Here is an 11663-nt window from a genome sequence, read left to right as displayed (position 1 = left end):
GTACTTGGAATTGTCAACTCAGCGGCTGGTGATCGCGGTGGGAGCGGTGCGGCGTACGCGGGTTCCGGAGGAGGGCAGAGCTATATTTCATCAAGCGGCGGAAGTGAAACCCGCCCCCGTAACATCGCCGTGATGTGGTGCATCAAAGCCTGGAACGCTCCGGTCAATCAGGGAACCATTGATGTCGCCGCGCTGGCGAAGGAAGTTGAACGGTTGAAGTCTGCCGTTCCAGTGGGCGCTGTTCTAGCTTTCCCGACAGGTATCGTAGCGCCTGGATATCTCGAGCTCGACGGTAGTGTGCAGAGCATTGCGGCTTATCCGGATCTGGCGGCTTTTCTCGGTACCACTTACAACAAGGGAAACGAAGGAGCAGGCAACTTCCGCTTGCCAGAATCGCGTGGTGAGTTTCTTCGTGGCTGGGATCATGGGCGCGGGGTGGATGCCGGCCGGGCAATCGGTAGCAGTCAATTAGACAGCCTGCAGAATATTACCGGTGTCTTTGACGGATATCTGGACATCACCTCAGCCAGTGGCGCCTTTTCCAGAACGAACCTGAACACCGCACCGAACCCGGTTAGTCAGAGGGACGCCTATCACGCCGTTTCCTTTGATGCTTCCAGGGTGGCGCGCACCTCCGCAGAAACCCGTCCACGCAACCTTGCGGTAATGTGGTGCATTAAAGCCTGGAACGCCCCGATCAATAGCGGAAGCCTTGATGTAGCAGGACTGACCGCTCTGGCACAGCAAGCATCCGAATCGAATCAAGGCACAGCAAAAGTTGCCACCTTGGCACAGACCAATGCTGGTGCCGATGACAGCGTTATCGTCACGCCGAAAAAACTGACGTGGGGCTTTCAGTTTCAGAAAAGCGGCATCGGTTACTGCGTTTTCCCGTCCTGGCTGGGTGGCTTCACTATTCAGTGGGGGGTGTACAGCATTGTTTCTAATACAGCTGACCAAACCATTGCTTTTCCTCTCACGTTTCCTACTGCTGCGCTGTCAGCCGTGGCGCTCAGTGACTATACCCCCGGTTCCGGATCCGTCGGCTTCGTTGCGATGGGCGCGCTGAACAAGGCGGGCTTTACGGTTCGATCTTCTTCCGGAACTTCAACTCGATGGCTCGCAATTGGTTGCTAAGGGGAAAACAAATGACTAACAAATACATGACATTCGATGAGTCGGGTCATATCAGGGAGCGCCTGATTCTGGGAATTTGCGATATTCCAGAAGGGGCGATAGGCATCAGTGAAGAACTCTGGCTTCAATCCGCGACGGACTTGACGGGGCAATGGCGTCTGATCGACGGGACTCTTACCAAAGTCCCTTTTGAGCTCCAGGTGGACTTTGCGCAGTTAATTGCTGCAGAACGTTTTCGCCGGGAAACCGCAGGCGTCGAGGTTGACGGTTTGTACATCGAGACGACACGCGATAGCCAGGCGCTGATTGCCAGCGCGGGCCTCTCGGCGATCATCGAGACGCAGTATCGCTGCAACTTCAAAACTCTCGATGGTTTCGTCGATATCGACGCGGAGCAGATTCTCGCCATTGCGAAAGGGGTCCGCGCACATGTTCAGGCATGTTTTGACCGGGAACTGACACTGCTTCATGCCGTTGAGGCGGGAAACTTCGCCTCCACCATGCTTGAAGAGGGGTGGCCAGCGTCGCTGCCGGCTGAGTTGCTGCTCAGAGCTTAAGTTCGCCGACATCGATGTCGCGCCAACCTATTGCAGTGCATTACTAAGCGCCCCCACACCGTGAGGCGTTTTCACACCTGGCCGCCCAAATCGGCGGATTGGATTTTCAAACATCAAACAAGGAAGAACCCATGTTTTATTCACCATCAATGCAAGGTTTCTACGATCCTTCCATTCATATGGAAATACCAAGCGATGCCGTTGAGATTTCTCGCGAATATTGGCTTGAGCTATTGAACGGTCTGTCTCTTGGCAAAATGATCGTCATGAACGAAGAGGGCTATCCGGTGCTGGCTGATCGACCGGGGCCAACACCTGAAGAGCTGGAGGGCTATGAGCGCTCCTGGCGCAACATGCAGATTGCAGCCACCGACAGCGTTGTAACTCGCTACCGTGACGAAATCGAGCGTTGGCCGACCCTGTTGACTCCAGCGCAATACATTGAGCTGCAAACCTATCGTCACGACTTGCGTATCTGGCCGGCCGGTGGCGAATTGCCGTTGAGCGAACACCGGCCGGTTGCGCCGACATGGCTCGCCGGCCTGCCGCAATAAGAAGCGCCCCGCATCGTCGGGGCGTTTTGTTATCGGCTGATCATCTACCTGGCCCCTTCCATGAAGGGGCTTTTTCGTCTCTGGAGCAACTACACATGGCAACCCGCCAAACCTACACCGTGCTCGTCCCATTCCCCACCGGAGGTGGGCATTGGTCGAGCGTTGGTCAAGAACTCGATCTGCTCGACGTCGAGGCCAGTGCCTTGCACTTTGCCGGTCGACTTGAGCCGAAACCCCCTATCACCCAGGCCAAAAAGGCCGCTGCCAAGAAGGCTGACTGAACATGGCTGAGGTTCTGAACTTCGAGCACAACGGCATTACCGTCAATGCCACTGAATCCCCCGAGGCCATGGGTGGCCTGGGTGACAACGTCATCGGGCTGGTCGGCACTGCGCCGAAAGCCGATCCGCTGATTCCGCGAAACGCGCCGTTTCGCATCAACAGCTTCACCACCCATGCGCTGCTCGATCCGACTGGGTCGGAAGAGGGCACGCTGTATCACGCGGTTTACCAGATCCTCAAAGTGGTCAAGGTGCCGGTGTACGTAGTCATCGTCGAGGCAGGCGCGACGCCGGCCGACACGGTCAACAATGTGATTGGCGGTGTCGAGCCGGCCACTGGCCGCAAGCTGGGTCTGGCGGCGCTGGGCAGTGTCCCGGAAGACCTGACCATCATCGGCGCGCCGGGCTTCACCGGCACTAAAGCGGTGGCCGGTGAGTTTGCCGCGTTCGGCAAGCGCATCAAGGCCCGTGTAGTGCTGGACGGCAAGGATGTCTCGGTGGCCGATCAGGTGCTGTATAGCCAGGAACTCGGCGGCGCCGAACTCGGTTTCGACCGTTGCCTGGTGGTGCACAACATGCCTGCCGTGTATTCGAAAGCAGCGAAGAAAAACGTCTTCCTGTCCCCCTCCAGTCTGGCGATTGCCGCGCTGGCCAAGGTCAAGCAATGGGAGAGCCCGGGCAACCAAGTGACCTTCGCCGAAGACGTTTCGCGGGTCGTCGAGTACAACATCCTCGACACGTCCACCGAAGGCGATCTGCTCAACCGTTACGGCGTCAGCTACTACGCCCGCACCGTGCTCGGCGGCTTCTCGCTGCTGGGTAACCGCTCGATCACCGGCAAGTTCATCAGCTACGTCGGCCTCGAAGATGCGATCAGCCGCAAGCTGGTCAAGGCCGGCCAGAAAGCCATGGCCAAGAACCTCACCAAATCCTTCATGGATCAGGAGGTCAAGCGCATCAACGACTGGCTGCAGACCCTGGTCGCCGACGAAACCATTCCTGGCGGCAGCGTGTATCTGCACCCGGAACTCAACAGCGTCGAGAAGTACAAGAACGGCACCTGGTACGTGGTCATCGACTACGGCCGCTACGCGCCGAACGAACACATGGTTTATCAACTCAACGCCCGCGATGAAATCATCGAGCAGTTCCTGGAGGACGTTCTCTAATGTTTACCAACCGCGTAAGACAGGCCATCGCGGCCACCCTGCAAGGCCTGCCGTTGTCGGCGACCGTTGAGGAATTCACCCCGCCGAAAATCGAATTCGACATGGAAGAGATGCGCGGCGGACGCTTCATCGTCGAAGAAATGGCCAAGGGCGGCAAAGCGCTCAGCGCCAAGCTGACCCTTCAAGGCCTCGGCGCCGAGGTGCTGCTGGCGCTGGGCGTGAAGCTCGGCGACGACATCCTGCTGAACGTGCGTGAAGCTGGTCAGGATCAGGACGGCAATACCTGGTTCACCTACCACACCGTCGGCGGCCAGTTGAAATCCCTTGAGGAAACCGCGGTGAAAATGGGCGAGAAACCCAAGACCAATCTGGAACTGTCCTGCCGCACCTACAACCGCCTTGAAAACGGCGTGCCGGTGATCGACATCGACGTGCGCACGCAGAAGTTCGTCCTCAACGGCGTCGACATCCTCGGTGATGCACGGCGTGCGGTGTTGATGCCGTAAACCCGGCAGCACACCACACACACACAAAACCTGTGGGAGCGGGCTTGCCCGCGATAGCGATGGGTCAATCAACTCAATGTTGGAAGTGCCGACCTCATCGCGGGCAAGCCCGCTCCCACAAGGGATTCCAAAATTCCCAAAGAATCACCAAGGAATTCATACATGCCGTGGATGCCCCCCCAACACGAACTGCTGTCACCGATCACCGGCGACGATGGCTCGCAGATCGAATCGATCCAGCTCAAACCGCTGCTCTACGCCGCACAGAAAGAAGCGCTGGAACGCGCCGGCGATGACGAAGACGATCAGTTCTTCGAGCTGGCGCTGCTCGCCACCGGCCTGTCGGTCAAGGAACTCGATCAGCTCAAGCGCCCGGACTACGTGAGCATCGCCCAGTACGTCCATGAGATGTCGACCCGGCCGAGTGCGTACTTTCTCGACCAGATCGAGGACGCGGAGAAATCCAACGATCCCGACCAGGTGCAATTGCTGCAGCCGCTCGCCGTAACCGGCCGCACCGTCGACTCGCTGAGCCTGGAAATGCCCGTGCTGCGCGCAACCAAAGTGATGAAGAAACTGAAAACGGCCAAGGAACGCGCCGAATTCATCACTGCCCACTGCACGGGCCTGATGATCCCCGATCTGGCCCAGCTGACCGTCCCCGACTGGACGCAATTGCAGGTGCGCATCGACGATTTTTTAAACCAGCCGGCGGCCTACTTTCGGAACGCGACATCGAAGTAATCCTCGATATCGTCCCGCTCATTTACCCGGTAAGTGAAGCGGAGATTCTGGAATGGGACGCCGAAAAGGCGTTGCGCCGCTACGACATAGCAATCACTCGCCTTGGCGTGAAACAGGAGTAGAGCGGCATGGCAGAGAGCAAATTTGCGCTCACGTACGCCGGTGAGAGCGGCAATGCAACTGACGGATTTTCGTTGCCCGACAACCTCGGCAAACCGCTGCAGGATTTGAATGTGACGCTCGCGTTGGCAAGCGTGGATATTCGTTTGCTGACCCAGGAACAGATCAGGCTTCGCGAGTTGTTGGCAAGCCAGCAATCGCTATTCAAGGCTGGCGCTGCACCGGCCGCGACGAGCGAACCAAAGTCTAAACTCAACGCCGGGATCGAGCAGCGTCCGCCGCCGAAGCTGATGCAGCCGGCGATGGCCAACGAGACTGCGCTGGTTGAACTCAATCAGTTGCTCAAGATGAGCAACGACCAACTGCAAACGCATTCACAAAGCACTCTGGAACTCGCCAGCGAGAAACAGGTGGCGGCCAGTGGTGCCACCAACGCTGACCTGTTGCAAGTTCAAGTCTCCGGAGCACGATCCGGTATTGCCGATGGCGCCAAGGGTGAGCAACGGGCGAACGAGCTGAAGTGGTTCTCCCGTGATGCCGCGATCAACGCAGCGGCGTTCAGTATGGACGTCAAAACGGCTGGCGAGATGTTGGCGGCCTGGCGTTCATCGCTGAAGCTGGATCGCTATCAGAGCCAGGATCTGGCCGATGCAACGAGCTATCTCGGCAATAGTGGCCTGGATGCCAAGGCCGCCGACATCGGTTCGGTCGTGCAACGTTCCGGCGAGGCTGCAATTACTGCCGGTATGACTCCGGAACAAGCGGCCGCGTTTGCGGCGGCACTGCTCAACAGTGGCGCAGACAAGGAGGGCGCCAGCGCCGCGTTGAAGGGTATTACATCGCTGCTGGCGAAGGGCGCAGATGTATCGACGGAGCAACGTACGGCTCTGAGCCAGTTAGGGTTGAATCCCGAATCGTTGGCAGGAGAGATGCGCAAGGACGCTCCCGCTGCCATCAACTCGGTGCTTGCTGCACTCAATAAACAACCGCTGCAAGAACGGGCAACACTGACGAAGACGCTGTTTGGCGAAAACGACGTCAGAGTTCTTGAACTGCTGAAGAAACCAGAGGATGTAAAAACCGCGTTCTCCCAAGTGGCCGACAAGCGCCAATACGCGACATCGGAACTGGGCGCCGATTCGGGGGCAGCCGCGAAATCCGCCGAAGTATTTGGCAATACGTCGCAAGGGCGCTGGAATGCGCTCGATGCGAGTCTGACCCGGATGACCACCGCATTCGGCACGGCATTGGCGCCGTTGGCCGATGGTGCCGCAGTGGTGCTCACCGCGCTGGCCAATGGCGTGAGTACTGCGGCGCAGGCTTTCCCGGCCCTTACTGCAGGATTGGTTCTGCTTGGTGCCGCTGCTCTTCCTTTTGTTGGCGGGGCGCTGAAAACCGGCGTTGCGTCAGTCATCGACACCGTTTCCGCGAAGCTGTTACGTCTGGCGACGACGCGATTGCCCCCGGATATTGCTGATGCCATCGTCGATGACGATGTCTCTGATGGCGGGCGGGAAAACAAACGAGCGGGTCGTCGACCGGGTCGACGCACGCCGGCCAGAACATCGGCGCGCACGACAGTTCCACGCGCCAGTGGGAGCACTCGTTTGGGTGGGCTCACGGCCAAGGTCGCGCCTCTGTTTGATGACATCAAAATGGGCTTCAAACTGTTCACCGATGGCTTGGGCAACAGCGAGATGGTATCGCGACTCAAAGGGCCCGTTGCCAAGCTTATGCCCTTGGTCGAAAGCGTTGGCGCCAAGGTCATGCCAAAAATCGCCCAAGCGCTGCCGGCGGTAAAACTGGGAGCGCCGCTGGCCATTGCGCACGCGGCCTATACCGGACTGAAAGGTTGGCGCGAAGGCGATGACCAAGCGGTCAAAGGTGCCGCCGGCGAGCTGGCCGGCACTGCCATTGGCGCCACGATCGGTACTTTCATTGCGCCCGGTATTGGGACATTCCTCGGTGGGACTCTGGGCGCAATGCTCGGTTCTTACGTCGGTGAACAATGGGGCAAGCCTGCCGAGGACAAACTCGCGCCTCCCGCGCAAGTGGCCAAGGACCTGAGCAACGCTCAGACGCAAAACCAGCAGATCACCTATGCGCCGTCGATTCAGATCAGCGGCAGCGAAATCGCCAGCTCGGAAAAAGTCGGCGCGGTGATCTCTCAAGTGATGCAAAACCATTTCAGTACTCAGTTCATGTCGACAATGAGTACCAACCCCCTCGCCACCCGCCGCGACGCAGCCCTGACCGATGGAGTCGCCTGATGAAACAACAAATGGCACTGGGCAATTTCATCTTCGGCCTGTCGCGCAACTTTGCGTACCACCAGTTGCTGCGCAAGTCTGACGGCGGCTGGACCGAGATACAGATCCTCACCAGCAAACCCAAGTCCAGCCAGACCGGACAGAAACCGGAAACCCTGACCATTACCGGCAAGTCGATGTACGCCGTAGCCATGGATCGGCTCGATGAATTGCGTGCTTTGCAGGCGCTGCGCACCCCGCTGCCGTTGATCGACGGGATTGGTCGAAACTGGGGCCTGTGGCGGATCAGTAGCGTTCAGGAAACCCAGACCCAGATCATCGATGACGGTACGGCGATGGTAGTCGATTGGGTCATCGAACTGGCGGAGTTCAACAATGCGTAAAGCACGAAGCGTGGCCGGTGATTCGGTGAATCTGCTGCTCTACCGCGAAACCGGGCGCAGTGATGACGCTGCCGAAGAAGCGCTGTGGAAGCTCAACCCGACCCTGGCCGAACACGGGCCGATTCTGCCCGCTGGCGTGTGGATCGTGCTGCCGGAACTGGATGTGAAACCCGCCGTGGTCAAAGCAGTAACGGCCTGGGATTAAGGAGGTGACATGGCACTGGGATTTACGCCCGCGGTAAATATCTACGGGGCCAACGCGGCCCTGCTCAATCAACGCCTGATCAGTTGGGAGCACATCGATGCCGCCGGTTTCGAGTCCGATCAGCTGACGCTGACCATCGATCTCGAGGGCCTTGAAGGGCTGCCGAGTCTGGGTGGAAAAATTGGCCTGCAAGTCGGTTATCGAGAAACCGCAATGGTCGATAAAGGCCTGTTCAAAGTGACGCGCCTGACGCCGACGCTGTTTCCGTTTCGCCTGACGCTGGTGGCCACAGCGGCGCCGTTCAGCAAGGATGATGAAACGGGCTTCAAGCAGCGCCGCACCGTCAGTCATGGGCCAACGACGCTGGGTGGATTATTTCGCAAGCTGGTGGAGTCGCACGGTTTTTCGCCACGGGTTGCGCCCGAGGTGTCGTTGATCCGCATCGAGCACATCGACCAGTCCAGCGAGACCGACATGGGGTTTGTCACGCGTCTGGCGAAAAAATACAACGTCGTCGCCAAGCCGTATGGCGATGTCTATGTGCTGGCGCGGCCCGGGCAGACCAAGTCGTTGTCGGGGCAGATTCTGCCGGACGTGACGCTCTCGGTTACCCACAACAATCGTCCCGGTGATCACGCATTCATCAGCGCCACGCTGGAAGAATCGGCCCGCGAGCAGGCCAAGGGCTGCAAGACCTGTTTCTGGGATGCGGCGGCCGGGGTGTTGCGTTGGGTCGAGACGGGCGTAGCGCCGTTCAAGACGCTGCGCCAGAAGCAGCCCAGCGAAGCGGATGCCATCGCAGTAGCCGAGGGCGAAGTACGCAAGATGTTGCGCCACAAGTACAAAGTGAAAATCACCTGCCCGGGCGATCCGCGCCTGGCGGCCGAAGGTCTGCTGTTGCTCGATGAGAGCTGGCCGGACTTCATGCGCGGACGCTGGTCGATCGACAAGGTCACCGCCAGCGGCAGTCGCGAGAACAGCTATCGCTGCCTGATTGATGCGTCGTGCCTGGATCCGAAGGCCGATTCCAAAGACTGATTCACCTCAATTTCACAGCGGTGAAGATCCCTGTGGGAGCGAGCTTGCTCGCGAATGCATTCTGTCATTCAAAACACGATTCGACTGATACACCGCTTTCGCGAGCAAGCTCGCTCCCACAGGTGTTTGCAGCGATCTGCAGACCGCATTTGACTCAACTCTGGAACACCCCCATGAAGATCACCCCGATCCTCACGCAACTGCGTGGGCAATGCCCTGGGCTTGCCAATCACATTTCGGTGGGTGTCGATCTGGCGTTGCTGCAAGGCAACCCGGATCTGCCAACACCTTCGGCCCACGTGCTGCCAATCGCCGATCTGGCCAGCAACAGCACCGCCCAAAACCTCACCACCCAACCAATCCGCGATCGCTTCGAAATCGTCCTGGCCCTTGACGCCACCGACGCTACAAAAGCGCTGGATCTGTTGCACGACCTGCGCGCCGAACTGTGGCGCGCGCTGGTCGGTTTCAAACCTGATGCCACCTACAGCGCCATCGCCTACGACGGCGGCGAGATGGTCTCGACCAACAGCAGCCGCGTGTTCTATCGGCTGCGTTTTTATGCCGAGTTCCAGCTCGGCCGCAATCTGCCGAGTCAGCCTGCGGAGAGTTGGCACGAGCGCGAACTGGACGCTTTGTCGTCCTTTACCGGGATGACGGTGCGGGTCGATGCGATCGATCCGGCTGACCCCAACCTGCAACGCCCGGGCCCGGATGGCCGGGTGGAAATGACTTTCTCAGGAGACGTAACCCCATGAGCAACCGCATCACCGTAGTGCCGGCCGCTGGCCGTGTCGTACCTGACCCGGAGGCGGGCGACCTGTTGCCGGCTGCCGGCCGTGACGTGCTGGACAGCGCCTGGTGGCGCCGGCGTCTGGCCGACGGGGATATCACACTCAAAACCGCAAAAGCGGCTAAACCACAGGGAGCCAAATGATGGCGATCGGATTCAGCAACATCCCGGCGGACATTCGTGTGCCGCTGTTCTATGCCGAAATGGACAACTCGGCCGCCAACAGCGCGACTTCGGCCATGCGCCGTTTGATCGTCGCCCAGGTCAACGACAATATTGCCCCGACTGAAGTCGGCAAGCTGGTGCTGGTTTCCAGCGTGGCGCTGGCGAAAAGCATCGGCGGCCAGGGCTCGATGCTCGCCTCGATGTACGAGACTTTCCGCAAGGCTGACCCGATCGGCGAGATCTGGTGCCTGCCGCTGCACAACACCGAAGGCGCTATCGCCAAAGGTGTGCTGACACTGACCGGCACCGCAACTCAGGCGGGCATGCTCAATCTATACGTCGGCGGCGTGCGTGTGCAGGCCACCGTGGTCAATGGCGCCACCGCCGCGCAAGCGGCCACTGCACTGGCGCAGAAAATCAACGCCACTGCCGACCTGCCGGTCAGCGCTGCGGCTGCTGAAGGTGTGGTCACCCTGAACGCCAAATGGACCGGCGACAGCGGTAACGACATCAGCCTGCAATTCAATCGCCTGGGCAAGAGCAACGGCGAAGAAACCCCGGCTGGCCTGACCAGCGCAATCACCGCCATGACCGGCGGCGCCGGTGTGCCGGATCAGATCGCCGCCGTCGCGGCTCTAGGCGATGAGCCATTCGAATTCATCGCCTTGCCGTGGTCCGATCTGGCCACCCTCAACACCTGGCAAGCGGTGATGGACGACAGCACCGGTCGCTGGTCGTGGGCCAAGCAACTGTTTGGTCACGTCTACAGCGCCAAACGCGGCACCGTCGGTACGCTGGTCGCCGCAGGCCAGGCGCGCAACGATCAGCACATGACCATCCAGGCGCTGGAGCCGGGCGTACCGCAACCGTTCTGGGTTCAGGCCGCCGCGCTGGCTGCGCGCACGGCGGTGTTCATCTCCGCCGACGCCAGCCGTCCGACGCAAAGCGGCAGTCTGCCGGGCGTTGACCCGGCGCCGGCCAGCGAGCGTTTCACCCTGACCGAGCGTCAGTCGCTGCTCAACTACGGCATCGCCACCGCTTACTACGAAGGCGGTTATGTGCGCATCCAGCGTTCGATCACCACCTACCAGAAGAACGCCTACGGCCAGGCCGACAACTCCTATCTGGACAGCGAAACCATGCACCAGTCGGCGTTCATCGTGCGTCGTCTGCAAAGCGTGATCACCAGCAAATACGGCCGCCACAAACTGGCCTCCGACGGCACCCGTTTCGGTGCCGGCCAGCCGATCGTCACACCTGCGACCATTCGCGGCGAGCTGATCGCGCAGTACGCCAAACTCGAACTCGAAGGCCACGTGGAGAACGCCGAGCTGTTCGCCGAACACCTGATCGTCGAGCGCGACGTGCAGGACCCGAGCCGCGTGAACGTGCTGTTCCCGCCGGATTACATCAACGGCCTGCGCGTGTTCGCACTGCTCAACCAGTTCCGTCTGCAGTACGACGACGCGGCCTGATCCGCGCAGTCGGCGTTAAGCATGCAGCCCACCTCGCGTGGGCTTTTTTTTTGAAGGGAGAAACACCATGGGTCAACTGATTGCAGGCACCTGCTACGTCAAGGTCGACGGCGCACAACTGACCATCAATGGCGGCTGCGAAGCCCCGCTGATGGCCGTCAAACGTGAAACCGTCGTGCCCGGTTTCTACAAGGAAACCGACATCGCACCGTCGTTCAAAGTGACCGCGCTGCACACCGCCGACTTCCCGCTGAAGAAGCTGATCG

General features: G+C 59.7%; 15 protein-coding genes. All 15 read left to right on the top strand.

What is annotated here, in order from left to right:
• Positions 1 to 1137, top strand: a 1137-nt coding sequence (locus tag OQK_RS05230) for a phage tail protein (RefSeq protein WP_177318470.1), incomplete at its 5' end; no start/stop codon positions are given.
• Positions 1138 to 1148: 11 nt separating this feature from the next.
• On the top strand, positions 1149 to 1694 hold the full coding sequence (locus tag OQK_RS05225; protein WP_016771440.1) for a DUF4376 domain-containing protein: 546 nt from the start codon (positions 1149 to 1151) through the stop codon (positions 1692 to 1694).
• Between the two features lie 98 nt (positions 1695 to 1792).
• Entirely contained in the window at positions 1793 to 2248 is a 456-nt protein-coding gene (locus OQK_RS05220; RefSeq protein WP_338000591.1) for a phage tail protein, read from the top strand.
• 95 nt (positions 2249 to 2343) lie between these two features.
• Entirely contained in the window at positions 2344 to 2529 is a 186-nt protein-coding gene (locus OQK_RS05215) for a hypothetical protein (RefSeq protein ID WP_016771438.1), read from the top strand.
• A 2-nt stretch (positions 2530 to 2531) separates the two neighbouring features.
• The gene (locus tag OQK_RS05210; RefSeq protein ID WP_016771437.1) at positions 2532 to 3698 is read left to right on the top strand and encodes a tail protein; all 1167 of its coding nucleotides are present in this window, start codon (positions 2532 to 2534) and stop codon (positions 3696 to 3698) included.
• Positions 3698 to 4204 carry a phage major tail tube protein gene (locus tag OQK_RS05205; protein WP_016771436.1) on the top strand — a complete coding sequence of 169 codons (507 nt, stop codon included), beginning with the start codon at positions 3698 to 3700 and terminating at the stop codon, positions 4202 to 4204. Before OQK_RS05210 ends, OQK_RS05205 begins: the two co-directional genes overlap by 1 nt.
• 162 nt (positions 4205 to 4366) lie before the next feature.
• On the top strand, positions 4367 to 4948 hold the full coding sequence (locus OQK_RS05200; RefSeq protein ID WP_016771435.1) for a phage tail assembly protein: 582 nt from the start codon (positions 4367 to 4369) through the stop codon (positions 4946 to 4948).
• A 128-nt stretch (positions 4949 to 5076) separates the two neighbouring features.
• Positions 5077 to 7338 (top strand): phage tail tape measure protein, encoded by a 2262-nt coding sequence (locus OQK_RS05195; RefSeq protein WP_016771434.1) that lies wholly within the window; start codon positions 5077 to 5079, stop codon positions 7336 to 7338.
• Positions 7338 to 7721, top strand: coding sequence for a phage tail protein (locus OQK_RS05190; protein WP_016771433.1), 384 nt, complete (start codon positions 7338 to 7340; stop codon positions 7719 to 7721). The genes OQK_RS05195 and OQK_RS05190 overlap by 1 nt, the downstream gene beginning before the upstream one ends.
• On the top strand, positions 7714 to 7926 hold the full coding sequence (locus tag OQK_RS05185; RefSeq protein ID WP_016771432.1) for a tail protein X: 213 nt from the start codon (positions 7714 to 7716) through the stop codon (positions 7924 to 7926). The genes OQK_RS05190 and OQK_RS05185 overlap by 8 nt, the downstream gene beginning before the upstream one ends.
• A 9-nt stretch (positions 7927 to 7935) precedes the next feature.
• Complete coding sequence (locus OQK_RS05180; RefSeq protein WP_016771431.1) at positions 7936 to 8964, top strand: hypothetical protein; 1029 nt, start codon at positions 7936 to 7938, stop codon at positions 8962 to 8964.
• Between the two features lie 173 nt (positions 8965 to 9137).
• Positions 9138 to 9722: a phage tail terminator protein gene (locus OQK_RS05175; protein WP_016771430.1), complete on the top strand. Its 585-nt coding sequence runs from the start codon at positions 9138 to 9140 to the stop codon at positions 9720 to 9722.
• Complete coding sequence (locus tag OQK_RS05170; protein WP_016771429.1) at positions 9719 to 9901, top strand: DUF2635 domain-containing protein; 183 nt, start codon at positions 9719 to 9721, stop codon at positions 9899 to 9901. Before OQK_RS05175 ends, OQK_RS05170 begins: the two co-directional genes overlap by 4 nt.
• Complete coding sequence (locus OQK_RS05165; protein WP_016771428.1) at positions 9901 to 11397, top strand: phage tail sheath subtilisin-like domain-containing protein; 1497 nt, start codon at positions 9901 to 9903, stop codon at positions 11395 to 11397. The genes OQK_RS05170 and OQK_RS05165 overlap by 1 nt, the downstream gene beginning before the upstream one ends.
• A gap of 67 nt (positions 11398 to 11464) precedes the next feature.
• Positions 11465 to 11663 (top strand): phage tail tube protein (locus tag OQK_RS05160; RefSeq protein WP_016771427.1); only part of this gene is annotated, 199 nt, incomplete at its 3' end.

The sequence above is a fragment of the Pseudomonas sp. R62 genome (genome assembly GCF_000257605.1).
Classification (GTDB): Bacteria; Pseudomonadota; Gammaproteobacteria; order Pseudomonadales; family Pseudomonadaceae; genus Aquipseudomonas; species Aquipseudomonas atacamensis.
The sequence above is the reverse complement of the archived record's forward strand: the minus strand, read 5'-3'. Positions and strand labels throughout refer to the sequence as shown.

Coding starts and splice junctions, on each gene's coding strand:
- OQK_RS05165 (WP_016771428.1), top strand. CDS start 9,901: ATGGCGATCGGATTCAGCAACATCCCGGCGGACATTCGTGTGCCGCTG.
- OQK_RS05190 (WP_016771433.1), top strand. CDS start 7,338: ATGAAACAACAAATGGCACTGGGCAATTTCATCTTCGGCCTGTCGCGC.
- OQK_RS05205 (WP_016771436.1), top strand. CDS start 3,698: ATGTTTACCAACCGCGTAAGACAGGCCATCGCGGCCACCCTGCAAGGC.
- OQK_RS05185 (WP_016771432.1), top strand. CDS start 7,714: ATGCGTAAAGCACGAAGCGTGGCCGGTGATTCGGTGAATCTGCTGCTC.
- OQK_RS05170 (WP_016771429.1), top strand. CDS start 9,719: ATGAGCAACCGCATCACCGTAGTGCCGGCCGCTGGCCGTGTCGTACCT.
- OQK_RS05215 (WP_016771438.1), top strand. CDS start 2,344: ATGGCAACCCGCCAAACCTACACCGTGCTCGTCCCATTCCCCACCGGA.
- OQK_RS05200 (WP_016771435.1), top strand. CDS start 4,367: ATGCCGTGGATGCCCCCCCAACACGAACTGCTGTCACCGATCACCGGC.
- OQK_RS05225 (WP_016771440.1), top strand. CDS start 1,149: ATGACTAACAAATACATGACATTCGATGAGTCGGGTCATATCAGGGAG.
- OQK_RS05210 (WP_016771437.1), top strand. CDS start 2,532: ATGGCTGAGGTTCTGAACTTCGAGCACAACGGCATTACCGTCAATGCC.
- OQK_RS05175 (WP_016771430.1), top strand. CDS start 9,138: ATGAAGATCACCCCGATCCTCACGCAACTGCGTGGGCAATGCCCTGGG.
- OQK_RS05195 (WP_016771434.1), top strand. CDS start 5,077: ATGGCAGAGAGCAAATTTGCGCTCACGTACGCCGGTGAGAGCGGCAAT.
- OQK_RS05180 (WP_016771431.1), top strand. CDS start 7,936: ATGGCACTGGGATTTACGCCCGCGGTAAATATCTACGGGGCCAACGCG.